We start from the raw sequence: 26,458 nt of genomic DNA, 5'->3' as shown, positions 1-26,458 counted from the left end.
GGTTGTATGTTTAACCAAAAGCCTTTTTCGTTAAGGCAGTGGTGCCTTTTCTGTTTAGCTTTATTAGCGTTGTTTACTTCCGTGTTTGCGCAAAAACCGCAAACGGAATCCCCGGCAAGTGAAAGAAGAAAATTATTTCCTGCGCCGACCGTCGGGCTTGAAGTGATTACTTCGCGCCAAACCGAACCGGTTTATAAAGGCATTGTGGGACATTTTTCCATTGCCCGTGATGCGCTGGCTATCGTCAACACAGAAACGGCAAAGGATTTCTCGCTTGTTGAGGTTCAAGCCGAAATGGTAACAGGTGTCATTCGCGTTCGGTTATCGGTTATCTACAATAAACTTTCCGAACCGCAGTGGTGGAAAAATAAAAAAGAGAAAATGGTCGGTGAGTATTCTATTGCGATTGGCGAATTTTTACGCCCTGCCGAGTTGCTGCAATTCGGCATCGAGCCTTTTGAAATCAAAGCGATCAGCTTTAACCCTGTCGTATTAAAGCGCGATGAATATCCGCGCATTTTCAATCCTTCAAATGCGATTGAAATTACCGAAGTTGAAAAATCGGTCGCCGGTTATCGCTTCACAATCAAAAACGTCTCGGATAAAACGATTACGGCTGTTGAAATGCGGAGCGGAAGTAACGGCTTGGGTGCAGGTGATATAAAACCGGGAGAGACCTACGAAGCGATAAACAGGTTTTCCTCAACCAACATCGAAAAATACGGACTGACAATAAAAATGATTTTGTACAACGATGGCACCTATGAAGGCGATGCTAAATCCGCCAGCCGCTACCTTGCCAGGAATGAAGGCTATAAAATCCAAGCGGCAAAACTTCTGCCAATCATTGAACAGGCGCTCGCGGTTTCAGATGAAGAGTTGCCCGATGTTTTCATTAAAATGGAAGCCGACCTCTGGCAGATGCAGGAAGCAATGGATAAGCCAACAGCGATTGAATTTTTGAAAACCCAATACCCGGCTTTTGATGAACCAACCATCAGTATGTTGTACGAGGAGTTCAAAAGCGGATTTTATAACGCGAGAAATACTCTCCTAATGAATATGGGACCAGCCAAAAAAGATGTTGAAGCGCAAAGTCAAAATTATTCAAAGGCAAATCAAGTAACGATGTTCAGAGGTATTTTGACGCGCCTTAAAGAAACGATGATGAAAACCGTTTCATCCAACAACTAAATCAATGCCGACAAACTATTACCAACGAACTTGTAGTCCCTGCTTTCTCGAACCGCTGGGGCTGAGTGCAAAGGTTTGACTCAGCTTTTCCGCGACAGATACAATCCGCCTTCAAAGCTCGTTTCGTTTTTGCGAACCTGCCTGGTAAACCCGTTTTGATAAAAGGAGACTACATTCATGGATGAATTACTGACCAAAGAAAATATTCATTACCGCAATTTAACTAGAGAAATCGCCGAGAGGTACGTCCGCCCGATTGCCGCCGAACACGACCGCACCGGCGAATACCCGTGGAGCGCCATCAACGCCTTGAAAGAAGCGAACCTCATGGGCGTATGGATTCCTAAAGAATACGGCGGCGAAGGCGGTGGCGAATTGAACCTCTGCATCGTCGTCGAAGAGCTATCAAAAGCCTGTGGCGGCGTCGGCGTTTCTTACGCCGTCAACGCCCTCGGTTCATTTCCCATTATCGTCGGCGGCACCGACGAACAAAAACAGCAATATCTGCCCGACATCGCCAAGGGCAAAAAGTTAATCGCTTTCGGGCTTTCGGAAAAAGTTTCGGGTTCTGACGCCGGCAGTTTGAAATCGCAAGCCGTGAAAGACGGCGACCACTATGTTTTAAACGGCGATAAAAAGTGGACGACCAATGGCGGCGCGGCGCACCTCTTCACAATGTTTTGCACCGTCAGTCCCGAACGCGGCACACGCGGCGTCACAGGCTTTATCGTAGACCGCGAAACCCCTGGGTTTGAAGTTGGCAAACGCGAAGATTTGATGGGCATTCGCTGCGTTCCGGTTAATGAAACCCATATGAAAAATTGCCGGATTCACGAATCGCAAATTTTAGGCGGCAAAGAAGGGCAAGGATTCAAACACGCCATGCAGGCTTTAGACGTAGCGCGTCCGTTTGTTGCCGCACAGGCTGTAGGGCTTGCGGCGGGCGCTCTGAATTTGGCTTTGCAATACACCAAAGAGCGCCAGCAATTCGGGCAATCGGTTTCATCATTCCAGGGCATTCAATGGATGCTCGCAGATATGGCAACCCAGGTCGAAGCCGCGCGCCAACTGGTTTACACAGCAGCGCGGGCGATTGATGCAGGCGCAAAGAATGTCGGCAAACTTGCGGCAATGTCCAAAGTTTTCGCCACAGATGTTGCCATGCAGGTGACCACCAACGCCGTGCAACTGTTTGGCGGTTACGGTTATTCGCGTGAATATCCAATTGAAAAATATATGCGCGATGCCAAGATTACTCAGATTTACGAAGGCACCAATCAAATCCAGCGCGTCGTCATCAGCCGCGCTTTGATTAAAGAAGGCGCATCGGCTTAATGAAAACACCTGAGCCTGCCAAATTGATATTTGACAGGCTCAGGGAATAATACTTTTGATGCGCTTTTCAAGCAGCGGCAAAATCCGTAAAGGGGCGCATATCGGGATGCTGAAACGCTAAAACAATATCCTCTTTTGGCACTCCCGCCTCCAGCAAATCCGCAGCAATTCCCTTTTCTGTCCAGTCGGTCTCTATCCAAAACTTGCCGTCACGCAATCGAACATATACGGTTTCGGCATTCAGTCGTTTATTACCTGCCCAGCCTAAATTGAGCCACATATAATGACCCCGCTCATCATCGGCAATCAGCAGATACTCGACACCCGCTGTCGGTTGTCGTTTATCGAGTTCGATATACTCGTTGAGGATGCGTTTAATGATTTCCCGGTAATTCACTAGCTTATCCATTTGTTAATCTCCTCGTCGGCGATATTGATCAGTACCAGAGAGAGTTTCTGTTGGTGAATGATTAATTGGATTGCCTTGCCGCTTAAAAAATTATCTTCAAGCAGGTGACTCACAGCCAGATAAAGTTTTCGTTCAGGAGCCACGAGCGTCAACAATTCACGATAGACATTATATTGCCCAAGCGCCATTTCAAAATCATGAATCGGCGAAAGGTTGAGAAAGCTTTTGACTTCAACGACGATTTTTTGACCCGCGCGTTCTGCCGCAAATGGTCTTTCAGCCGCCAGATCAGCATACAGTTTGACTTCTTCATATTCAATTCGATACGGGTCGTCGGTAATTGTCCATCCGTCTTTGATGAGCGCATTCTTCACAGCCTCGTGAATCGTATCCCGCTTTGCCCTGCCAACAGTATATGAATTGCTTAAAAGTAGAGTAATTGACAATGTAAAACTGTTTTATCAATCGCCAGAAACTTTCCTTATTGCTAGAATACCCCTTCTTTTAATTCTATTTCGAGGAGAGTCTTATGCAACCCAACAACCCCCCGACCCCTGAACGGATTTTTGAAACCATCATCGCCTATCAACAATCCGCCGTATTGAAAGGCGCAATCGAACTTGATGTTTTTACAGCGATTGCCGAAGGCGCAAACACCGCCGATCAGCTTGCAGAAAAATGTCACGCTTCAGTGAAAGGTATGCGCGTGCTCTGTGATTACCTGACGGTCAAAGGTTTTTTGACCAAAGAAGGACAGACCTACGCCTTAGCGCCTGATGCAGCGTTTTATCTGAGTCGCCATTCCCCAGCCTATGCGGGAGCGGTGTCACGCTTTTTGCTCTCGCCAACCCTGATGTCGACTTATGATGATATTGCCGCGACGGTTCGCAAAGGCGGCACGGTTATAAGCGACGAAGGCACGGTTGAAGACAACCATCCTGTGTGGGTCGATTTTGCGCGCGGCATGGGCGGCATGATGGCGATGCCCGCGCAGTTGATTGCGCAGTTGATTGATGCCGCCTCGATGGCGAGTTGCAAAGTTTTAGACATTGCCGCCGGTCATGGAATGTTTGGTATCGCCATCGCCCAAGCCAATCCCCATGCCGAAATCGTCGCGGTTGATTGGCAAGCGGTGTTGGCAGTCGCCAAAGAAAATGCCGAAAAAATGGGCGTTGCCGACCGCTTGACCTGCAAACCCGGTTCGGCGTTTGAAGTTGAATTTGGCGATGGCTATGACCTGGTTTTACTGACGAATTTCTTTCATCACTTCGATGTGCCGACCTGCGAAGGCTTGATGAAAAAAGTTCATGCGGCGCTCAAGCCCAGCGGTCGCGCCGTGACTTTTGAATTCGTTCCTAACGAAGACCGCGTCAGTCCGCCGCAACCGGCAACCTTTGCGATGGTGATGCTGGCGTCAACCGCAAATGGCGATGCTTACACCTTTGCCGAATATGAAAAGATGTTTGCCAATGCGGGATTCGCTTCGACCGAGCTTCATCAATTGCCGCCGACATTTCAACAGGTGTTGATTTCGCATAAATAATTTTCATCTTGAAGGGTTGATACCGAAAAATCAGAAGGGTTGATATGGAAAATCATTGGGCAACCCATTAAGGTTGGCTTCCCAGCGGATTAAGCGGATGCGGCGGATCAACGCGGATTTTTTAAAACGGATAAATCTCTGTCATCGTCGTAAACTCTTGAATCAAATTATCCGTCTTCATCCGCTGTATCCGCTTAATCCGCTGGGAAATTCAAATTGGCAATTAGTCCGATCTTTTTCCGTAAGCCACCTGCCGATTCAGCAATCGGTTATCAGATGACCACCGATATTTATAAGGAACAGCTATGGCAAAAAAAGTAGAGCGCGTGAATGTCCGCCAAGGTTACGATCTGTGGGCGGAAACTTATGACACCACCCCCAATCCGATTGTGGCGATGGATGCGCGGCATACTTTGAAATTGCTGGCACCGCGAGCGGACGAGCGTATCCTTGATGCAGGATGCGGAACCGGCAGAAATTTGCGCGGCTTAATCAACGCCGGAAGTCAGGCATTCGGGTTGGATTTTTCTTTAGGCATGCTGAAAGTCGCGCGCCGCAATCACCCGCAAGCGCCGCTTGTGCAAGCCGATTTACAAAAACCTCACCCGCTTAAAGCCAACTGTTTCGACGCCGTGTTATGCGCCTTGATTGGCGAACATCTCGATAATTTACCTGCGGTCTTTCGCGAAGCTCACAAAGCCTTGAAAGCCGATGGTCGGTATCTGTTTTCGGTCTATCACCCGGAACTTGCCGCCGCCGGTAAAGAAGCGAATTTCGAGCGCGAAGAGGTTGAATACCGTCTTGGCGCGGTTCGTCATACGGTTGCCGATTATATGAATTTGCTCACAGATGCGGGATTCAAAAGTTTGCGCAAGTTTGAGTTTTTCGGCGATGAACAACTGGCTGAAAAAGTTCCCGCCGCGAAAAAGTATTTGAACTTTCCGGTGCTGTTGGTTCTGGAAGCGCGAAAAAATTAGCCCTGTTTAAAATCGTTTTCGACAGGTTCAACTTCAAGCGCGAGTTGTTTGAAACCGATGACGCGCACGCGCCTGCCACTGGGGATTTGAGTGTGCGCGGTGGCGTGCCACAGTTCGCCGCGCACCATCACCATGCCGCTTTCTGCGATGTCGGTTTTGGCTTGTCCGATGATGCCAATCATTGAGCCGCCATCAACCGGCATTTTTATCCGCCGCGAATAGAGCGCGAGTTTCAACAAAAAAAACAACAACACACACGCAGGCAGCGCAATCGCTAAAATGAAAATAATTTTGCCGGTGTATTGCATCAACGTTGTGCAGATATTAGCAGATTGCAAAACTATCAAACCTCAGTAAATCATTTTGCAAAGTTTGAGCTAACCATCCGCAAAAAATAAGGGATGAAGACCGCGCCTCATCCCTTAAATTGATTAACTGATTTTACAAACTTATTTCAATCGCATGGTGGGGTCGCCAAGCAGCACCCAGGTTCGGCGAACGTCGGTGTCGGTGATTGCCGCTTTCGCTTTTGTGGTGGCTTCACCAAGCGTGGTTTTACCGGGTTTTGCCATCAAACGGAAAAGCTGTTGATTCATCTGCGATTGAATATCGGCATAAGTCATGCCCGACGATGCCCAGACCGCAATTGCACCGCCTTGTTCGGCTTTCATGAGTCCTTCACCCAATGAATCAAGCGCGGCATCGTGGAAATAGCCATTCAAACAGGTCATCATAATGAATATCGGCAGATTGCCTTTGTTGGTCAAAGCCCGCGCTTCATCCGTGGTCAGAAAATTTCCTGCCCACAGATTGACCGAACCGTGCCCGTAATAATTCACGAATTTCTGTCCGGCATTAAGCGCGCTGATGAGTTGCGTTTTCGCCTCTTCGGTTGAAAGGCTACCGCGTTTAATCTGCGTCACCGAAACCGCGCCCGCAATCAATTGATTGATTTGCTCATTGGCTTCTTCAAAACTTGCGCTGGCGTCGCTCACAAGCAGCGCCGATTTTTTGAGTTTCGCAAGTTTGGTGCTGATGATTTTCGCAACCAGAGTTTCGGCTTCGCCAACCGTTCTAAACGGCAGACGACCGACTGCGAGATCGGCAAGGTCATCGTTGTTGAAATCAACGAACCAGTCGTCGCTGGCGCTTTCCATAAACGCTGTGTCAATCAATTTGGTCGGCACCCAATCGTTGTCGCCACGCCCCAGATAATTTTTCGGGTCAAGCGAGGCGTCGCCTGCAAAAATCACGAACTGCGGCGCGACGCTCCAGTTATTCCTGGCGTACAGCAGAAAATCTTTCACCGCCTGCGGTGATTTATTGCCGTTATTGAATTCATCGTAAATGTCTTCGGTATCGACGACGGCAACTTTAAATCCGTCGGCTTGCCGTTTGGCGACAAGCGGCGCAAGCGCGTCGAAAAACTCGCTGCGGGTGAGAATGATTAAATCGGCATTTTGTGAAGTGTTGCGCCAATTCGTCACCCTATCCAAAGCGACCCGCGCAGGCGCTAAAGATTGTTCGTCGGCAATCGCAAGCAAGCGTCTTTGCCCCGAACCGGTTGCCGCAAAACTGATGGCGTAGCCGGATTCTTTTTGCGCGACTTCGCCTGTGAGTTCTTCGACCACTGTAGGGTTGGTGACATCAAAAACGTGAATCGCCGCAGAGGTAAAGCCATCGATGGTCAACCGTTCATTGCCGTTTGCGGTAAAATTCAAACGGTCGCCGTCAGCGGTGTATTGATGCCTGTAGGTCAAACGAATCGTATCGACCAGCGAAATATCGCTGCCCTCAGCCATCGACGTTAGCGTGAAGGTGTTTCGTCCTTCGCGCAAAAACGGTGCGGGAATAGGGAACTGGCTTGCGCCTTGATTTTGTTCATCGAAATGCAATTCGCCAAGCACCAATCCGTTGAGTGAAACGCCGACGCGGTGCGCCTGTTTGGTGACGCCTTGCAATTTGAGTTCAACGCTTGCGGTTGCGGATGCAGCCAAATCGAGATGGGTCACGTCGAGGTGTTGTTCAACCGGCGCGCGACCGATGACTGCGCCAAAGAAATTTTCGATTTCGCCATTTCGCAGGCTCGAAAAATAGACCGAGCGATTCGCGAGTTCAACGGTTTGCTCGAAACTTTGCGCGCCGTTTGGCGAGGCTTCGCCTTGGCTTACAGGAATGCGCAAGCCCGGTTGACTATCGGCGGTCAACCAGTAGGCGTGAAGGTTGGTTGAAGGGGTGTTTAATCCCAAGCCGTAAAATTCGATTGCCGAAGATTCGTCAAACCTGCCGTCTGCATTGGTGATGACCTTGATGTGCAGTTCCTGCCCATCGGCGCTTAAATGCCAGTTGCGTGGGTCGCTTGCCGTGTTCCAACCGACGCGAGAGAGTTCGCTTTGGGTGATGCGATACCAGCCGGCGCGATTAACGGATACTTTCACAGCGGGGTGTGACGATTTGACTTTTTGCGCTCGCGCGGCATCGAGTGATAGACCCGCGACCTCGGCAAAGGGTTCAACGACGCGGGTGCGTCCGTTGTTGTCGGCGGTTCCGAGTTGACTGAGCAACGCCGCCTGTGAAGTTTTCGGCGGTTCGCCGCCAACGAATTTGGCATAGAAGGGACCGTGCCAGCTTGACTCGCCGTTCAAATCAATGTCTTCAATCCAGTAAGCGGAATGGCGCTTTGCGCCGTTATCCCACCAGCCGTATTTTTCGCCGGATAGTAACGAGGCTTCGGCTTTGAGCGCGCTACCGGCAATGAGGTTGGCGTTGATGCGAACCCTTTGCCCATTCTCTTCACGATAGAGATTGAATCCCAAGTTATCGGCTTCGCGCCCGGTCTGCCATTCAACACTCACACCCCGGTCATAAGCCGCCACATTCGTAGTCGACATGGCAACCGCCGTCGGTGCTGCGCCGATGGTAATGGTTCCATTGACTGGTGTCGATGGTTTCACACAATCGTTGTTGGCATCGTCTAACTGAGTCAATGTCCAAGTCAATGTTGTCGATGTTGACTGCGCTCCGAGTCGTGTGAAGTTCACATTAATAAGAGTTCCCGATCCACTGATTGCGGCAGCACCGGCAGCAGTGATTCCAAGTGCCCCAGCGGTGGTGGTGTTGGTAACAACGGTCATGGCACTACTCAAGGTGCCCGTCGTAGTCACAGGCGTTCCCTGTAATCCTAAAACCGATGAGTTGTATGTGAAACGAATATTAAAGCCTGTCACGCTTTCGCCGGTCGTATCACCAATCAGGATAGGCAGCGTAAAGTTTGTTACATTGGTGCCGACTGATGCAGTCGGCAGTGTTACTGGAATCGGTGGTGCCGCACAGGGCGCTTGTGGAGTTACGGCTGAATTTGTTGGTTGCTTTGAACTGGAATCCGATTGAATGGAGGCAGGTGTTGGACCTGCGGGTGTCCAGTTGCCCGACACATCACCGAGCAATACAGCTCCATAATCTTGTCCTGTCTGATCACTGCTGACACTGACATATGTAGTGCTTGATTGGCAGGCTGGAGCCGTACAGGAAGAAGCAGGAAAGCTACTGAGCGGCATACGATAAAAACGCCATTCAGCAGTATGATTACTAGCAACCGGAGGATTGCCCGCAATATTATTCAGAATATGGGTTACATCAGTGGTGTTGATGACATTGTTTTGACTGGTATCAGCAGCATATTGCTGGCAGGGAGTAAGCGAAAATGTCCCAGCAATAAAATTCAAAACTCGCGTCGCATCTGTCGTATTGATACCACTGACTGCTCCAGTTTTGGTTGGAGTAACCGTGTACGTCATAATTCCGGGAAGATTGGTAAATGAATAATTGCCTGAAGTGTCTGTGGTCGACATGGCGCTTGAGTCGCCAGTAAGGTTTACCACTGCGTTAGGGGTTCCAGGTGGTGTTGCTGCCGAGCAATAAGTAATCGTTCCAGAAATCTCTATGGAAGCTGTTGGCCCTTTTTGTGTCAGCGAATTACTACTAACCGTTCGCCCCATAAAATATGGCAACAGAACGAAAGTAGCAATTATGCAAAAACAAATAATCGCTTTACGAAATACTAGTTGACCAACTAATTTCATCTTCCCCTCCTAACTAATCCAGTACCTAAAAACGGTACTAACTGGCAGGTGTGTTGTTACTTCTCCAAAGTTAATCGCTTACACTGGTGTTGCAATAAATTTTCAAGCTTTTCATCTGACTTTTTAGTGGACTAACTCAATTGTCTATGTCGCTAAAAAGTTTCGCCCTTGTTCCTGGGAATTTGCTTTACTTAAAGCATCCGCAACCGTTTTTACAACAATCACACAATTGCTTTAAAACAATGCAAAGCAGAATTCCTCCGCAGAATCAGGGATTAAATTAATGAGGTAGAGGTTACACGCACTTACTGGCTCAAGGGTTATCTTGAATCATTCAAGATAATGATGACATTGCGAACAATAGCACCTGCAACTAAAGCCTGTAAAGGCGCGGTAAAACATGTCACTTCAAGCCGTTTAACGGAATCAGACAACCGGCAATCGTTTAAAATTGCCTGAGCAAAATCACCCCGATGATTAACAGCGCCACACCAATGATGCGCCAGAAATTGATGGGATGCGCTTCATAACCCAGCCAGCCGAAATGATCCAAAACCAATGCTACGATTAACTGTCCGGCGGTAATCAAGCCGATCAGCAAAGCTGCGCTCATCTTCGATGCCGCCACCGTCGTTGACGCGATAAAGAATGCCCCGAGCACACCCGCCGTCCACATCCACAACGGCGCTTTGGTGAGTTCATTCATCGCCGGAAATGGCACGCGCAATACCAACATATACACCAGCATCGTCATCGTGCCAACACTAAAAGAGACCAGCGAAGCAAACGACGCATTGCCGCCTGTCCATTTCGCCATCGAGGCATTGATGCCGGTTTGCAAAGGCACAACCGCGCCCGCTAAAAACGCCAGTAATAAAAATATCCAAATCATATTTATGGGGAGTCAGGAGTCGGGAGTCAGGAGTCAGGAGTCAGAGAAGCTGTCTGCTATCGAGTACCGACTACCGACCACTGATTACCGCCTACCGGTTAAACGCGAATCTCTCTTTCGATTTCACGAATGCGGGTGACCAGTTTCAGCAATTCGGATTCAGAAACCGATTCGCCCTGCGCGATGCCTTCGCATCTCTCCAGCAGCCTGCCGAGTTCCTGTTCGTCGCCTTTCATGCGCCGCGCCACGACCGCCGCCAACCGCCTCGCTTCAACGCGCGTCGGCAGCCCGCTGTACCGACAAAGCTTGCTGTGAAAATCGCTGTAGATGTTTTGCATCGCCAGGTCGCTTGCCCTGGCAAGTCGCGTGATGTTTGCCATCGATGAGACGAATTCGAGATTGGTGGTGCGGCGTTCACGCCTGAGCAGAAGCGGACGCGCAAAGCGCCGTCCAAAGCTATAAACCAGCAATGCAGTAATCAGTAGAGCTTGCCAGTAAATCCATTTCACCGGCGTGCCGTTATAATAGGCGAGCGTGCTGCCTTCGGTGCCGCTTTCGCCATAGCCGTGATGGTATTCATCAAAAGCGATTTTACCGGCGGGCGCATTCACAAACAGATTCACTGCCAGCGCGACATTGTCATCTTTATCGATGCCGTTGTTGGCGACGATGAATGGGTCTGTGAGCATCACCACCCGCCCGCTGCCAACCGTGGCATCGGCAAGAATCGCGCCTTTGTCATCGCCGATGAGATAAGTGCCTGCACCCTGTTCGATTTTCACCCGCGTCGCATATTTGGAAAGTTCGAGTTTCGTAACTTCTTCACCGTAGCGTGTCGGTTGTAAAAGGCGTGGCGCGGATTCGCCGAATTGACTGCCGGTTTGAACTTTTACATCGCCCATTTCAATAGCGATTTCGCGGTCAATGATGACCAGATGTTTGCCCGATTCGACCCAATCATTGAGCGCCGCAAACTCTTCTTCGTCGGGATTGCCCGCAGGCGGCAATCCGATAATCACCAATGTTGAAATGTCCGCGCGGTCTTTGAGAGCGGTAAACGGTTTTTCCAGGCGAGTGACGGCAAAACCGCTCTCTTCCAGCAAGCTGTAATAAGCCATCGTGCCGTAAGGCGTCGAACGATAAGAAGAACGGCTGCCGGTCAGTTCGTTCTCTTTGTTCTCTTGCTCTTCGGTCATGAAAAGAAAGTTCAACCCGACCAACAGCAAAAAGAGTATCAAGATGAGCGATAACGCGCCGAGGTTTCGTTTCATGATTTCAGGATACAGGATACAGGATACAGGATACAGGGAAGAAGAAACGATGAAGGCTGAACGATGAATATGGTGATATTCTTTTTGTTCATACTTCATCGTTCAGCGTTCATCGTTCCTACTTCATACTTTCCTTTCCCTGAATCCTGAATCCTGTATCCTCGTTGGCTATTTCACATCGAACAGTTGAATATCTTCGAGCATCCAGCCGGATGAAACTTTGCTGAGAATAAAGACTGCCGTCCCTGCCTGGTCGCGTCCGCCGACTTTGGCGGTAATCTTTACATCAAGCGCCAGACGACCAGCATCTATCACATCTGTGCGTAACACTTCGGTTGTCCACACGGTCGGTTGACTGACCACCAATCCCTGCACAAATCTTTTCAGATTGCTCTTCATGACAATCGTGTAAAGCGCATCGGAAGTTGGTTGTTTGATCAGCGTATCGAATTTGCTAATGAAACCGCGCACCGCTTCATCCGCTTGCGCATTGGGTGTGGCGGCGCGCTCGGCTTTCGCGGCAAGTTCACGCGAAGCAAATTGCGCGGGTGTCTCTTCAGCTTCAATGACGGCGCGACGCGTATGCGATAGGGCTTCAGAGGCTTGATTGCGGGCAAGCGCCGCCTGTCCGAGCGCGACGTGCGACCAGGCGAGCGCCGAAGTCGTGGTCGGCGTTATCGCCAGTGCCGCATTGGCTTCGCGCACCGCATCGTCATACTTGTTTTGCGCAGCATAGGCGCGCGCCAACCACGCGTAAATCGTGGCGTTTTGCGAGTTGGTTTTTAATGCCTCTTTGAATTTATTTTCTGCGCTTGCCAGTTCGCCTTTGTTAAACGCGGCGATGCCTTCATTGAACAGCGTCTGACCCCAGGCTTTTGCGGGTTTGGCGTCGTTATCGTAGTTCGATTGAATGATGAGCTTATCGGGGTCAGCTTCGATGGAGTTGATTTTTTCAGCAGTCGCCAACTCAAACGAGGTAATGTTTTCCGAAGGCACTTGAACAGTTGTCGTGAGTGCTTTTCCCGAAGCCGTTGTAGCAACGACATTGACGCTGACATCACCTGTGCCGAGGTTGCGGATGTTGACGACTTGCGTGCCCGGTTTATCCGACGGTTGCGGGACACCTACAACAATATCGGGTTCGATGATGGTATCAACCCATTGTTGGAAAAGTTTGGTGAGATTGGCATCGTTGCCTTTTATCAATGCCTGACGCAAGGTATTGGTGGTAACGATTTTGGTTTGATTGCCGTCAAAGAGTGAACGCAGGGCGGCGATAAATTTATCGCGCCCAATGGTCTCGGCAAACAATCGCAACACCAGCGGTCCTTTGCCAAAGGCTGCCGCAGAATAGGTCGGCATCGCCAGCGTTTGCACATCAAGTTCGGCGTCGCGCCGCGCCTGGGCGACCGGCGTATAAATCCACCGCATGCGGTTGAGCGATTCCAACCCGGCTTCTTTGCCGAAACGGTCTTCAATATAGAGCATCGCGAAATATCTCGGCAATGAATCACGAAGGAGTATGAAACTCAGCGCCGATTGTCCGGCGCGGGATTCCTGTCCGCGAAAACGCACACGTCCGTCAAACCACATGCGCCCGATGGCATCGGCTAATACTTCAATCGTGTTTGCTGTCAAAGTATCGCGCCGCAGTGTCTGTTCATTAAGCACCACTGCGCCCGGCACGACTAAATTACTTGCCCGCCATGAAGAGATGATTCTGAAGGTTGCACCGGCGGGCAATGCGCCGAAAGTTTTGGTGTAAAAGTCGGTGATGCGTCCGGCTTCGGCAAGCAGTTTTTGGAGATTGTCCTTCGCGCTGGTTTTGCCGTCCGCCGCCAGCAGTCCGTTCGGCGCATAGATTTCAAGTTTGACGCCGCTTTGTTCGAGGCTTAGCGGTTGGTCATAATTTCCCCCTACCAGAAAAGGAATCGAGTTGAGGGTCTGTTCAAAGGTTTGATTTCCGGTGTCATTTTTTGCCGTGCCGGTTGAGGCAGCGCGTAAATTTCCGACCGAAGCGGTAAGCGTTACCGGGGCAGTTAAAACCCCAGTGGGCGCAAACCCTGTGGATGGCATCGGCACCCAGACGCTATCGGGTGAAATCAGAATTTCGCTCGGCGAAACGGCAATCAAGGCACTGGATTCGGGAGCTTCTAGGCGATAGGTAATTTCAAGGTTGGCGGTTGCGCCGCCCGCGATGGCAGTGGCGGGTGAGATGATGAGTTGGTTGAGCGTGGTGACGCGGCGGTCATCCTGCACCTCGAATTGCGCCGTTGCGCCACCGACGGAAACCGCGCTGACCTTTGCGTTTTTTGCGAGTCGCAAATAGATTCGCGATTTCGGCGCTTGACTGAGGTTGGCAATTGCCAGCATTGCGCGAATATCCAGCGCGCTTGCCGCCGTATCGGCACGGACATTGATGTTGTAGCGGTCAACTTCCGTGTCTTGCGCGGTGGCGGTGAAAGCACAGAACCACATCAGACAAATAGCTAAAGAAATTTTTCTCACCATCACACTTCAAACCTTGTGTTTAGATTTCATCACGCACGAGTTCGTGAATCGCTTTGAGTTTTTTAAGTAGCGACTCCAATCTATCCAGCGGCAAATTGTTCGGGCCGTCCGAGAGTGCCGCTGCCGGATTATCGTGAACTTCCATAAAAATGCCATCGATGCCACAAGCTACACCTGCGCGCGCCATATACTCGATGAACTGCGCGTCGCCACCGCTTGCCGTTCCCATCCCGCCCGGACGTTGAATGCTGTGGGTTACGTCATAGATGACCGGATAGCCGAAACTCCGCATAATCGGAAAGCCGCGAAAATCGACGACCAGATTGTTATAGCCAAATGACGCCCCGCGTTCGGTGACCATCACGCGCTCATTGCCTTGCGCGGTCACCTTCTCTATCGCATTTTTCATATCGTGAGGAGCGAGAAATTGTCCTTTTTTAATATTCACGGCGCGACCCGATTGTGCCGCGGCAATCAGTAAATCGGTTTGTCGCGATAAGAATGCCGGTATTTGCAATACCTCAGCGACTTCGGCGGCGACTTTCACCTGTGCGACTTCATGAATATCGGTGAGCACCGGAAGCCCCAATTCCTTACGGATTTTTCCAAGCACGCGCAAACCTTCATCCTGTCCTGGCCCGCGATAGGATTTTGCCGAGGTGCGGTTGGCTTTGTCATATGAAGCTTTGAAGATGTAAGGAATTTGCAGACGGCGAGTAATGGCGCTGATGGCTTCTGCCATTTTCAACGCATGGGCTTCGCTTTCGACCACGCAAGGACCGGCGATTAAAAAGAGTTCCTTGGCGCCAGCTTCGACATTTCCGATTTGAAACGATTTGATAACGGCTTGCATAAAATAATGAAGAGACATTCTACACGTCAGACAGAAGGAAGCAAAAGCAGGAATTGGTATCTCGTGAATCGTCTGGCAAACGATTTTCAAAGGCGCTACTTCAACTAAATCTTCTTCAAGAGGCGGAAGACTTGAGGGCTTCATAAAGCAGCCCCCGCTACAGGCAATTGCTCAGGCTGACGGTAACCGGAATCTGCGGCAATGGGTTTTGCCAAACGCTCGTGTGACCAGGGTCGGAAAAGTTTTCAACAGGATTTTAAAAAAGTGGAAAAAGTGTGGAAAATCTGGGGGATAAAAGTTTATTTTGTTGACATCAAAGGGGTTTTCAGAGTATAAAAATGGTGCGCTGAATCCCTTGACATTCAGGATTATCTTAGCCCCCACGACCTCGATAGTCCTAAAAAATTCCGCGCACCACCTAAAACCTTCCGAGCTACGGCCCCACCCGTAGCTCGGTGTTTACCTCATACGCGACACAAAATATCATAATAATCAGTCGTTTGCAAGAAAAAAGTTAAAGTAATGCTTCAACAAAATTTGAAGCCTTGTGCCTTGTCCCTCTAAGGCAATGTTTTTGGTTGCCCCTCTGCACCAAAGGAGAGGTTGCTGTGTCACAGACATTAAAGCAGCGCGCTGCTGAACTGGAAGTTCGGGTAAAAGAGAGAGCTGAAGTTGTTAAAAAGGTCTTAAAAGATTACCGGGAAGCCGCCAGAGCTGCCTCCGTTACGGCTAAAGGCAGCGGCAAATCCCGCGACCGTGTGCGGCTCACCAAAAAACAGCTTGCTTTGGAACAGGCGAACGCCGAATATATGCGTTTGCAAAAAGAACTCGACGCCTTGCTTTCGCGTATTCAAGCCCGGAAACGACCCGTCAGACATTTATCCCGTTAGTTTTCGTTTTTCTCTTTCCAAAAGAAAAGGGGCTTTTGCAAAAGCCCCTGATTCGCTTTTTCTCTAAAATCCGTTATTTCATACTGTCGCCCAGTTTTTCCGCGAGCGGGTATTGCGGCTCGATATCAACCGGCACATTCGACAATTTATCCAGGGCTTTTTGCATGACCGGGCGAATCACCGCATATTTCGTAAGCAGGGCTTTGGCTTTTTCACCGCTGCCTTCTGCCTGCAACGTCATGATTTCGCCTGCGAGTTTACGAACCGCATCTTTGATTTTGCCGAAATCAATACTGAAGGTCCCGGAATTTTCATCAACTTTTATCGCGCCTTCATCCACAAAATAATTGAATTGCAACGCAATGCCTTTGCCATGCGCTTCGGTGATGCCAAAACGCACCGAGCGGAAAATACTCGCCAGAAAGGTCGTGTACATGGCTTTTTCCATGCTCTTATCGACGATGCCTTTGTCCATCAAATACTGCAACGCCCAAAGCCCCGTCACATCGGCTTTGGCTTCTTCAATCGCCGAATAGTTTTCCTGAAGTCGTTGACGAACCGTTGTCGTTTTGCCATCAACTTTGATGTTGTGCGGTCCCAGTCCATGCATCAATTCGTGGGCGAGAATGTGGGTGAAGAATGGGTCGAATGCCACATCGCTTTGCTGCGTTGCGTCGAGCACGACTTTGGAAATCGGCACCAGCGTTTGATTGAATTTGGCTTCCTGCACATTTTTTAACATCACCCGTTTGGAACCTTTTTCCTGCACCACCTTTTCATCATTCGGCAAGTTGAATGCAGCAGTTTGCACGCCGCGATTGCCTTCTCCCGAAGTAAAGACCACATCCACAACGCGAATCGGCGAAGATGCGCCAAGCTTGGGATTGCGATATTTCGGGTCAATCGGCAGGTTGTTTTCAAGCTCCTGCAAATAGCCGCCGAACTTCGTCAGCTTGCCGCTTTCAGCCTCATCGCGCAAGGTCACATAGGCTTCAAACGCGGCTTTGTAATTGAAAAGTTCGTCTTCGTAAGTTTCATAAGGTCCGATGGTCACATCAATCGGCGCGTCCAAATCCATCCACGCCACATCACTCGCATAATAATCATTCGAGGCAAAAGCGTCGGCGCGTTTGCTTAAAAAGTTTTTCAACGTGGCATTGGTGGTTAGTTCTGCGGCTTCTCGCAGAAGTTTGGCTGCCGGTTCGAGAAATTCTTTGTACGCTTCGCTGTAAGGAACCAGTTTGAGTTTTCGGTCATCGCCGCGTCGCGCGGTGTAGAAAAATCCTGTAGCTTTTTTCTGTTCCGCTTCGGGCAAAGTTTTTACCCAGGCTTCAAATTCTTCTTTGGTTATGTCGTCCGGGTAATACCCGGCTTGTGGCGGTTTTTCGGCGGGTACGCCATCAATGAACGGTTCGTTTTTATCGAGCCGGTCCCAGGGACCGACATTGATTTTGAAATAGTGCAGACGTTCTTTACCGGCGTCGCTCGTGTCAGCTTCGAGTTTTTTACGCAGGTCGACGTTGCCGCTCCAGACCTGTCTCAAGAAAATCGCATCCATATAACGCGCGGCTTCGATAATTTTATCTAAAGCTTTACGGTCGTTTTCCGAGAGACTCGTGGCGTCAGCGGTAATTGGTGTGGGAGCGAAACGACGGATTTTTGCCGCAAGCGATTTGTCATTCATCTTTGAGTTATCCGCATTTTTATTTTGGGTTTGGGGTTGAGGAGTTGTACACGCGATTAGAACAAAACCTAACAATAGCATTAAAAAACAAATTTTTGTAAAAGCGTTCATCTTTCACCTTCCTGTATTTGATGAAATTGAAACTGCCCATCAATCTTACCTTACCAACTTGTCACCTGCCACCGGTTCAAGCGTATTGACGCCCTTATTTACCTGTCTTATTATCTAGCCGTCTTCAAACAATCTGTCAGTTATTCATACGAATAGGGGCAAGTGAATTTCGATTTTCAAACAATCGCTTTTCAAATTTTCTGATCGCTGCGTCACCCGGAAAGGAATTTTTTATGCAACGAAACCTGCCGTTTTTATTTATCCTGTTGAGCCTTTGCGCCGTTGTCTGTCCAGCTCAACTGAATGAGCGTGATATGAAAAAAGAAGAGAAAATCTGGCAGCAACTGGAAAAGGTTGCACCCAAATCGGTTGAAACTTTTAAACAAGCGACAACCGCGATGGATAATGGCGATGCCGAAAAAGCGGTACAGCTATACGAGGAGGTATTCAAAAAAGCGCCGGATTTTGACCCTGTCATGCGACGTTTGGGGATGATGCTGGTGCAGGTCGGGCGCGTCAATGAAGGCATGGGGTTGCTGGAAATGGCTGTAGAGAAAAAACGCTCGCCGGAAAACCTCATCAGCCTGGCGCAGTATCTGACCTTGCCGGTTGATAACGCCGCTCAACCTTCACGCGCTAATCTGGAACGCAGTCTGGCTTTAGCCAAGGAGGCTTATCAAAAGAAGATTGAAACGGATGATGAAAGTTATTTAGCAATTATCGCGCAACTCGCTTTGGAACTTGACCGGGAAAAAGATTTCCGCGAAGCCGCAAAAAATCTAAAGAAAGAATACCCCAACACCATGACGACACATTATTTCAGCGCCATTGTTGCCGCGATGGATGAACACTGGATGGAAGCCGAAGATGAAATTAAAAAGGCGCAGAGTTTGGGGTTGCCTGCCGAAGCCGTAAATAAATTTTTAGAATCGGGCGTCCATTCGCGGGCAAGCGTCTGGCGTTACGCCTATCTTGCCGCAGTGCTTGTCGTCATCTGGGCGGTCGGGCTTTTGCTGCTCTATTTGCTCGGCAAAGGGATGTCGAGAAAAACCTTGAACTGGATAGAGAACAGCGATCCCAACTCAACGACAAGTCAGGATCAGGTGTCGCTTCGCAAAATTTACAAATCGCTGATTAACTTCGCAGGCTTTTATTATTACATCTCTTTGCCGGTGATTCTCTTTCTGGTCGTCGCGGTTGCGGCGTCCGTGCTTTACGGGGTTTTCATGGTCGGGCAGATTCCCATTAAATTGGTCGTCTTCGTCGTCATTGGCGCTTTGGTAACGATATTTACCATGATTCGCTCACTGTTCATTCGCGTCCATAGCGAAGACCCGGGTCGCCCCCTGAAACCCGAAGAAGCGCCTGCGCTTTGGGCATTGACGCGCCAGGTCGCCGATACCCTCGGCACCCGCCCGATTGATGAAATTCGCATCACCCCCGGCACCGAAATGGCGGTTTATGAAAACGGCAGTTTCAGAGAACGTATGCAGGATCGCGCGCGGCGTATCCTGATTTTAGGGGTCGGCAATTTGAACGATTTCAAAGCCAATAGTTTTCGCGCCGTGCTCGCACATGAATACGGACACTTCACGCATCGGGATACGGCGGGCGGCGATGTGGCGATTCGTGTGAATAGCGATATGATGAAGTTCGCTATCGAAATGGCGAAACGCGGACAAGCAGTTTATTGGAATATCGCCTTTCAGTTTTTGCGCCTATACCATTTTATTTTTCGCCGCATCAGTCACGGGGCGACCCGCTTGCAGGAAGTATTGGCAGACCGCGTCGCTGTAAAGAATTATGGAGCCGACGCCTTTGAATCGGGGTTGCGCCACGTCATTCGCAGAGGCATCGAACTTGAAGAGGTCGCATACTGGGAACTTCACGGCGCGCAAAAGCAGAACCGGGTTATGCAAAATCTATACGAACTCACCGTGCCCGAAAGCGATAAAGACCGCATCGAAGATAAAATCGAAGCAGCCATCAAGCGTCCGACTTCTGAAGATGACACCCATCCGGCACCGGCAGAACGCTTCCGTCTTGCGAGAAAAATCACCTGCAACCACGCGGTTGCGGATGCCGGAATGGTCTGGGATTTGTTTACCGACCGACAAGCCTTGACCCATGAGATGAGCGATTTAATCGCCAGACGCGCGCGCGGCGCGAGTTATTAAACTTCCTGACCGACGGCGAGTTTGCACACTTTATAAATCATGATCTTTCGGACTGGTTGCTCGTCGCCGAGCAACCGGTCATTCAACCATTTCCATTGGCATCCCATAAAGTTGCATTTGTGTTATTTCGCTATGGTCGTTGACCTTGTAACTTGAGACAATGCCAATCGAATGCTATAAGTGGCGTGCCCGGTGTTTTTATTAAGCGACCCAAGGAGTCATTTTGAGCGCAGTGCTTTCTCTCACCCTACGACGCGAATTTCATCCCTTCGACAAATTGTTAATGGCGGTTTCGGCGATTTGCAGTCTGCTCTATCTGGTCACCGTTGATTATCAACCCTACCCTGGCAGCGTCGTCATCAAAGCCTTGAGCATCGCGCCGATTGCGCTTCTGGCGTTTCGGGTTTTGAAAACCCTCGATGGCTTGATTCTGGCAATCGTATTTATCTTTTCCTGCACAGGCGATGTCTTGCTCGGTTTACATCGCAATGATTTATTTCTTTATGGCTTGATTGCTTTTTTAATCGCTCACCTGTTTTACATCTGGTTATTCACGCGCAATTTTCATTCGTCACTCGCAGTCACCGGTAAGCACAAACTGCTGGTGCTTTCTTTGTTGGTTTACGGCGCAACGATGGCAGCCTGGCTGTGGCCTGGACTTGGCGAGATGCGCATTCCCGCGCTCATCTATTTAAGTGTGATTATCTTGATGTGTATTACCGCGACGCTTGCCGGATTTACACATTATTCAATCGTTTTCGGCGCTATTCTTTTTCTGATTTCCGATTCCCTGATTGCCATCGGCAGATTCAAAATGCCGGTTCCTTATAATGGCTATGCGGTGTGGGTGACCTATTACCTCGGACAATGTTTGATTGCTTTCGGTTTTTTGCGTGAAAAACTTCGCGCTTGAACCAGGGCAAATGCCTGCCAGGGGTTGAGGAGTTTTAAGAGATACCGCTCATCAGCCGGATTCTCCGCCGCTTCTCCAACCCGCACAGGCGAGATGGCTTCGCGTATCCTTCACCCGTTGTCAGATCTTCTGCTTTTCTTCACCTGCGGTTGCCTTGGGGGCAATGCAAAAATTCACCATCCCATCTGATTCGCATATTGCAGAAATTCGCGATATAAGTAAGCTCTCGTTTGAATGAGCCTTATGTTCATCATCATTATTATTCTGGTAGGGTGCGTCATTGCGGCGAACGCTTTTCATCTGTTGGCGCTTTATGCAGCGGCGAAATTTTTTCTGACGCGAACCGCGTCGCCACAAATTGAATGCCAACCGGCTTCGGTATTGATTCCGCTTGCCGCAGCCGATTTAAGCGTCTATCAAAATTATGCGCGCCTGTGCCGTCAACAATATCCTTGTCCTTATCAACTGGTATTTTGTGTTCGTGACCAGAACGACCCGGCGATTTCGCTCATCAACACCCTCAAGGAAAACTTTCCCGATGCCGATATTGAAATTGTCAAACATCCGTCAATAAATTCCGCGAATCCGAAAATCAGCAATCTGCAACGCATGTTGGAACGGGTCAAATACGAACAGTTAATCATCGTTGATGGTCGTTTCCGGGTGCGCGAAGATTTTCTTTCCACAATCGTTGAACCGCTTGCCGAAAGACAGGTCGGAATGGTGACGACGCTTTACCGCAACAGTGAAGCGCCCGATTTCAATGCCAAAATTGAAGCTTTGGAGATGCCTGAACTCGCCATCGCGGTGTTGCTTGCGCGACTGGCGAAGGGGTTGGATTTCGCGCTTGGAACCGTCATCGTAACCACGAAAAGTATTCTCCAACTCATCGGCGATTTTGAAAGCATCAGCAATCATTTTTCCGAAGCCTTTTCGCTTGGCAATCTCGTCGCGCGCGCCGGATACGAAGTGCGATTGGTCAATTATCCGGTTGAAAAACCGTTGCCGCTTTTAACTTTTACTGAAATGCTGCGGCGACAAATTCGCCGTCGCCGTGTGCTTCGCCGGTTACGTCCCGCAGGATTTTTTGTCTGGGCTTTAAATTACGGAGTGCCGCTGGCAGTGCTGGTTTGTGTGGTTGTCGGGTTTTCCGCAAGCAGCCTGATGTTGCTGGCAGCAACCTTGTTGATTCGATGGCTCACGGTTTGGATGATTGGCGTTCAATGGATGCGCGACACGGTTTTGCAAAAACCGTTGTGGTTACTGCCCTGGCGTGATGCGGTTAGCTTGCTTGCCTGGTGCGCGGCGCTCTTTAGCAACCGGATTGAATGGGATGGACAGGTTTTTAAATTGCAAAGCGATGGCAGCTTTACTGAGACAGGGAGAAGGGAAGAGGGGAAGCCGGGGAGCGGTTGATTTTGCAAAGTCACTTTGCCGGTAGCCTATCTCAGATAAAGGTGTGAATTGCGAAAGATGGCTTCCCAAAAATTTGAGCGAACTATTGCTTACTCTGTATACTTGCAATTTGAAGTTCAATCACCGGACGAAAAATAATAAGGAGACGCTTGAATGGATAGTGAAGGTGTAGCGCAAAATCTTGCGGCAGTAGAGAACCATTTCCATAGTGAGGCGCTCAATGAAGTCGAAGCGGCGCTTGAAACATTTACCGACGACATCGTTTGGGAAGCGCCTGCCCCGAACGGCTTGAATCGTCGCTTCTCCGGCAAAGAAGCAGTTGCCCGGAATTATCGACAATTGTTTGCCTCCATGCGCGATGTGCAGTTTCAGTTTCTTCAGCGCTTTGCAACCGCAGACCGCGTGGTCGATGACAGCATTGTCACCTTCGAGGTAGCCGAAGATGGTTACTGGCATTTTCCGGTTGGCAGCAAAATTAATATGCGACTGGTGCATATCTTTGAGATGCGGGACGGGAAAATTTCACGCGAACTGGTCTATGACATGGGCACTGTCGCGTAATTGGTTGCGAGATGTTCAAGTAAGAAAGCGAAGGTAAGGATGTTAAAAAAAGTGGTATTGGCAAAACCGCGCGGATTTTGTGCAGGCGTTGTAAGAGCCATCGATATTGTTGAACGGGCTTTGGATTTATTTCCCGAACCCATCTATGTTTTTCATGAAATCGTCCACAATCAATATGTTGTTGAAAATTTGAGCAAACGCGGAGTGATTTTTGTAGATCGTCTCGAAGAGGTTCCGCCGGGCAATGTCTGTGTGTTCAGCGCCCACGGCGTATCGCCGCAAATTCACGAAATTGCCGAGGACAAAAATCTCAAGGTCATCGACGCGACCTGCCCGCTGGTTACGAAAGTGCATCTCGAAGCGATTCGCTACCACAAAGACCGCAAATCCATCGTGCTCATCGGACACCCCGGACACGAAGAGGTCGAAGGCACGATGGGCGAAGCGCCCATGCATCTGGTGAGTTCGGTTGCCGATGTCGAACACCTCGAAGTTGAAAACCCTGATGATGTCGTATGCATCACTCAAACCACCCTCAGCATGGATGATGTCGCGGAAATCAGCGAAGCGTTGAAACAAAAATTCCCCAACCTGAAATCGCCACCCAAAGATGATATTTGTTATGCCACGCAGAACCGGCAAAATGCCGTGAAAGCGATTGCTCAGGAAGTTGATGTTTTATTGGTTGTCGGTTCGCAAAACAGTTCCAACTCGCAACGCCTGCGCGAAGTCTCGAAGGTCAACGGCGTACCCGCTTATTTGATTGATGACGAAACCCAAATTCAACGCGAATGGTTGAAAGCTGCCGAAAGCGTCGGGGTGACCGCCGGAGCCTCTGCGCCGGAAGAACTCGTCAAGCGCGTGCTGGAGCATTTGCGCGAGCTTGGCGCAACGCAGTTTGTTGAACTCGCGGGCGAAGATGAGAATGTCCATTTCGCTTTGCCACAGGAATTGATTCAATTGCAACCCGTGGGATTCAGCGCAGATTGAAAGCAGAAAACTGAGCAGTCAAATATTGAAAATGTAAAGTGACGCGCTGTTCACCACCGCTTCTGTGTGAACATCTTCATCCGGCATTAACTCATTGGAGGGCGCAATGAAAAAAGCTTCCCGGCGATTAATCGTTTTCGTTCTTTTCTTGAGTTTTTCAGGTATTCCAATGTCTTCACCTGCACAACAAAAACCTCGCGCCAGAGATTTAGGCGTTCCCTTTGAAGGAACTCCCGGCGCATTCAACGCGATTACCGATGTCAAAGGCGTCGAGGTCGGGCACACTACTTTGATTTCCGGCGACGGCAAACTTGTCGTTGGCAAAGGTACTGTGCGCACCGGGGTCACGGCAATTTTTCCGCAGGGCAAAAATTTCAAGGAGCGCGTATTCGGCGCGTGGTTTTCTTTGAATGGCAACGGCGAGATGACCGGCACCACCTGGCTTGAAGAATCCGGCTGTCTGGGTTCGCCGGTTTTAATTACCAACACCCATAGCGTCGGCGTGGTTCGCGATGCGGTGATTGAATGGAACGCCAAACGCAATCCCGGCGAAGGCTATTCGGGCGATTTCAGCTTGCCTGTGGTTGCAGAAACCTACGACGGGTTTTTGAATGACATCAATGGTTTTCACGTTAAAAAAGAGCATGTTTTTCAAGCGATAGAAACGGCAAAATCGGGCGCGGTTGCCGAAGGCAATGTTGGTGGCGGTACAGGAATGATTGCGCACGGATTCAAAGGCGGCATCGGCACTTCGTCGAGAATGCTCATCGCGCAAGATGGCGGTTACACCGTCGGCGTTCTGGTGCAGGCAAATTATGGTCGTCGCGATTTATTGCAAATCGCCGGTGTTCCGGTCGGCAAAGAAATTCCTGACCTGTTGCCGCAGCCGGGCAAAAAAGATGACGGGCAAGGTTCAATCATCGTGGTTGTGGCAACCGATGCGCCGCTGTTGCCACATCAATTGAAACGGCTGGTGACGCGCGTCGCGTTAGGCATCGGCGTGATGGGCGGCAGAGGCGAAAATTCATCGGGCGATATTTTTATCGCATTTTCAACCGCTAATCCCGAAGTCGCCAAGACCGCAGAGGTCGCCAATATCAAGATGTTGCCGAATGAAAGAATCAATCCGCTATTTCGCGCTACTGTGCAAGCCACCGAAGAAGCCATCGTCAATGCGATGGTCGCCGCCGAAACCATGACCGGGGTTAATGGCAACAAAGTTTATGCGCTGCCGCACGATAGGTTGCGCGAGATTCTGAAAAAATATAATCGCTTGACGAAGTAAAAAGATTGCGAGTTGTTAGGAATGCGCCGGAGGCGCAGTGGAGATTAGCCAGCGGTGCAGCCGCTGGAATGTGCAGGGTTGTCACACGCGCGCCCTGAATAGGTGCGCCCATTCAGGGGGCGATTGATTGGGCGTTCTCATACACCTGTGGTAACGCCATAGGCTAATTTCCTTTGATTAGGCAACTGGCAACCTGATTAAGTAAAGAGAGTAATTTCATGAAAGCGATGGTGCTTGATCAGCTTTGCAGTCTTGAAGAAAATCGCGCGCCTTTGCGTCTCGAAGAACTTCCTCAGCCAACTCCAAAAAACAATGAAATACTAATCAAAGTCTCAGTGTGCGGCGTCTGTCACACGGAACTCGACGAAATCGAAGGACGCGCGCCGCCGCTTCTGCCGGTTGTGCTCGGTCATCAAGCCATTGGTCGGGTTGTGGAGAAGGGAGGCGAAGTGACGACTCTCGACATCGGCGACCGCGTTGGCGTAGCGTGGATTTTTTCGGCTTGCGGCAAATGCGCGCTCTGTCTTGCGGGCGATGAAAATTTATGTGCCGAATTTAAAGCGACAGGTCGCGATATGAATGGCGGTTACGCTCAGTATATGACAGTGCCGGAGCATTTCGCTTATCGCATTCCCGAATTCTTCACCGATGCCCAAGCCGCGCCATTGCTTTGCGCCGGAGCCATCGGCTATCGCTCGTTGCGACTGGCGAATTTAAAAGACGGACAAAATCTCGGACTCACGGGATTTGGTGCGTCGGCGCATCTGGTCTTAAAGCTGGCGCGATTTCAGTATCCGAACTCGCCGGTTTTCGTTTTCGCCCGCAGCGCCGAAGAACGCGAGTTTGCAAAACAGTTGGGCGCAATCTGGGCGGGCGATACGGCAGATGCCGCGCCCGAAAAATTGCCTGCCATCATTGATACCACTCCTGCATGGTTTCCGGTTGTGAAAGCCCTGGAAAATCTCGCGCCCGACGGTCGATTGGTGATTAACGCCATTCGTAAAGAGGAAGGCGATAAAGACGCGCTGCTCAAATTGGATTACCCGACGCACCTGTGGATGGAAAAAGAGATTAAAAGCGTGGCGAATGTGGCGCGTCGCGACGTGAGCGAATTTCTGCAACTCGCCGCCGCCATGCAAATTAAACCGGAAATTCAAGAATACGCCTTAGCCGAAGCTAATCAAGCATTGATTGAACTCAAGCTGAAAAAGATTCGCGGCGCGAAAGTTTTGAAAGTTAGCTGAACCCGGAAGAAGAAGGGGAGAAAGGGAGAAGGGGAGAGGGGGAGATTTTTCTTGCAGTCTGAATTTTTCTAAATCTCGAAATAATGCATTCGATGCAGCGAGCTAAGTAGAACCGAAAAA

Annotated in this window: 21 protein-coding genes; 12 read left to right on the top strand and 9 right to left on the bottom strand. The window is 49.9% G+C overall.

Annotated elements, in window-relative coordinates; translation table 11 throughout:
- The first annotated feature begins 6 nt into the window (after positions 1-6).
- A complete protein-coding gene (locus AB1757_26205) occupies positions 7-1,194 on the top strand; it encodes a hypothetical protein (GenBank protein ID MEW6130555.1) in 1,188 nt (395 codons plus the stop codon).
- A 177-nt stretch (positions 1,195-1,371) separates the two neighbouring features.
- A complete protein-coding gene (locus AB1757_26200) occupies positions 1,372-2,529 on the top strand; it encodes an acyl-CoA dehydrogenase family protein (protein MEW6130554.1) in 1,158 nt (385 codons plus the stop codon).
- A 67-nt stretch (positions 2,530-2,596) separates the two neighbouring features.
- Here the strand turns inward: AB1757_26200 and AB1757_26195 are convergent, their stop codons facing one another.
- Both AB1757_26195 and AB1757_26190 read right to left on the bottom strand, forming a co-directional pair.
- The gene (locus AB1757_26195) at positions 2,597-2,938 is read right to left on the bottom strand and encodes a XisI protein (protein ID MEW6130553.1); all 342 of its coding nucleotides are present in this window, start codon (positions 2,936-2,938) and stop codon (positions 2,597-2,599) included.
- Positions 2,926-3,384 carry an element excision factor XisH family protein gene (locus tag AB1757_26190; GenBank protein MEW6130552.1) on the bottom strand — a complete coding sequence of 153 codons (459 nt, stop codon included), beginning with the start codon at positions 3,382-3,384 and terminating at the stop codon, positions 2,926-2,928. Before AB1757_26190 ends, AB1757_26195 begins: the two co-directional genes overlap by 13 nt.
- Positions 3,385-3,467: 83 nt before the next feature.
- Here AB1757_26190 and AB1757_26185 point away from each other — a divergent pair, with 83 nt between their 5' ends.
- Positions 3,468-4,481 carry a class I SAM-dependent methyltransferase gene (locus AB1757_26185; GenBank protein MEW6130551.1) on the top strand — a complete coding sequence of 338 codons (1,014 nt, stop codon included), beginning with the start codon at positions 3,468-3,470 and terminating at the stop codon, positions 4,479-4,481.
- Positions 4,482-4,786: 305 nt separating this feature from the next.
- Positions 4,787-5,458: a class I SAM-dependent methyltransferase gene (locus AB1757_26180; protein MEW6130550.1), complete on the top strand. Its 672-nt coding sequence runs from the start codon at positions 4,787-4,789 to the stop codon at positions 5,456-5,458.
- On the opposite strand, the gene AB1757_26175 is transcribed toward AB1757_26180, so the two are convergent.
- The 6 genes from AB1757_26175 to kdsA form a co-directional block, all read right to left on the bottom strand.
- Positions 5,455-5,796 carry an NfeD family protein gene (locus tag AB1757_26175; GenBank protein ID MEW6130549.1) on the bottom strand — a complete coding sequence of 114 codons (342 nt, stop codon included), beginning with the start codon at positions 5,794-5,796 and terminating at the stop codon, positions 5,455-5,457. The two genes, AB1757_26180 and AB1757_26175, sit on opposite strands and share 4 nt — an antisense overlap.
- A 111-nt stretch (positions 5,797-5,907) precedes the next feature.
- Positions 5,908-9,309, bottom strand: coding sequence for a C25 family cysteine peptidase (locus AB1757_26170; protein ID MEW6130548.1), 3,402 nt, complete (start codon positions 9,307-9,309; stop codon positions 5,908-5,910).
- Positions 9,310-9,985: 676 nt separating this feature from the next.
- On the bottom strand, positions 9,986-10,432 hold the full coding sequence (locus tag AB1757_26165) for a DMT family transporter (GenBank protein ID MEW6130547.1): 447 nt from the start codon (positions 10,430-10,432) through the stop codon (positions 9,986-9,988).
- Positions 10,433-10,530: 98 nt separating this feature from the next.
- Positions 10,531-11,703, bottom strand: coding sequence for a DUF4350 domain-containing protein (locus tag AB1757_26160; GenBank protein MEW6130546.1), 1,173 nt, complete (start codon positions 11,701-11,703; stop codon positions 10,531-10,533).
- Positions 11,704-11,871: 168 nt separating this feature from the next.
- A complete protein-coding gene (locus tag AB1757_26155) occupies positions 11,872-14,214 on the bottom strand; it encodes a tetratricopeptide repeat protein (GenBank protein ID MEW6130545.1) in 2,343 nt (780 codons plus the stop codon).
- 19 nt (positions 14,215-14,233) lie between these two features.
- Positions 14,234-15,067 (bottom strand): 3-deoxy-8-phosphooctulonate synthase, encoded by an 834-nt coding sequence (kdsA, locus tag AB1757_26150; GenBank protein MEW6130544.1) that lies wholly within the window; start codon positions 15,065-15,067, stop codon positions 14,234-14,236.
- A 608-nt stretch (positions 15,068-15,675) separates the two neighbouring features.
- On the opposite strand from kdsA, the gene AB1757_26145 reads away from it, so the two are divergent.
- Positions 15,676-15,957, top strand: coding sequence for a hypothetical protein (locus tag AB1757_26145; GenBank protein ID MEW6130543.1), 282 nt, complete (start codon positions 15,676-15,678; stop codon positions 15,955-15,957).
- A gap of 73 nt (positions 15,958-16,030) precedes the next feature.
- Here AB1757_26145 and AB1757_26140 read toward each other — a convergent pair whose 3' ends face one another.
- The gene (locus tag AB1757_26140; GenBank protein ID MEW6130542.1) at positions 16,031-17,641 is read right to left on the bottom strand and encodes a hypothetical protein; all 1,611 of its coding nucleotides are present in this window, start codon (positions 17,639-17,641) and stop codon (positions 16,031-16,033) included.
- Positions 17,642-17,985: 344 nt separating this feature from the next.
- On the opposite strand from AB1757_26140, the gene AB1757_26135 reads away from it, so the two are divergent.
- The 7 genes from AB1757_26135 to AB1757_26105 all read left to right on the top strand — a co-directional run bounded on the left by AB1757_26135 (position 17,986) and on the right by AB1757_26105 (position 26,338).
- Positions 17,986-19,929 (top strand): tetratricopeptide repeat protein, encoded by a 1,944-nt coding sequence (locus AB1757_26135; GenBank protein ID MEW6130541.1) that lies wholly within the window; start codon positions 17,986-17,988, stop codon positions 19,927-19,929.
- A gap of 232 nt (positions 19,930-20,161) precedes the next feature.
- A complete protein-coding gene (locus AB1757_26130) occupies positions 20,162-20,842 on the top strand; it encodes a lysoplasmalogenase (protein ID MEW6130540.1) in 681 nt (226 codons plus the stop codon).
- Between the two features lie 243 nt (positions 20,843-21,085).
- Positions 21,086-22,258 carry a glycosyltransferase gene (locus tag AB1757_26125; protein MEW6130539.1) on the top strand — a complete coding sequence of 391 codons (1,173 nt, stop codon included), beginning with the start codon at positions 21,086-21,088 and terminating at the stop codon, positions 22,256-22,258.
- A 153-nt stretch (positions 22,259-22,411) separates the two neighbouring features.
- A complete protein-coding gene (locus AB1757_26120; protein MEW6130538.1) occupies positions 22,412-22,819 on the top strand; it encodes a nuclear transport factor 2 family protein in 408 nt (135 codons plus the stop codon).
- Between the two features lie 39 nt (positions 22,820-22,858).
- Positions 22,859-23,809: a 4-hydroxy-3-methylbut-2-enyl diphosphate reductase gene (gene ispH / locus AB1757_26115; protein MEW6130537.1), complete on the top strand. Its 951-nt coding sequence runs from the start codon at positions 22,859-22,861 to the stop codon at positions 23,807-23,809.
- A gap of 106 nt (positions 23,810-23,915) precedes the next feature.
- Positions 23,916-25,094 (top strand): P1 family peptidase, encoded by a 1,179-nt coding sequence (locus tag AB1757_26110; GenBank protein ID MEW6130536.1) that lies wholly within the window; start codon positions 23,916-23,918, stop codon positions 25,092-25,094.
- A 218-nt stretch (positions 25,095-25,312) separates the two neighbouring features.
- Complete coding sequence (locus AB1757_26105; GenBank protein ID MEW6130535.1) at positions 25,313-26,338, top strand: zinc-dependent alcohol dehydrogenase family protein; 1,026 nt, start codon at positions 25,313-25,315, stop codon at positions 26,336-26,338.
- Positions 26,339-26,458: the final 120 nt, after the last annotated feature.

Source organism: Acidobacteriota bacterium, from assembly GCA_040754075.1.
Taxonomy (GTDB): Bacteria; Acidobacteriota; Blastocatellia; order UBA7656; family UBA7656; genus JBFMDH01.
Note: the sequence above shows the minus strand (reverse complement) of the source record. Positions and strands in the feature narration are given on the sequence as shown.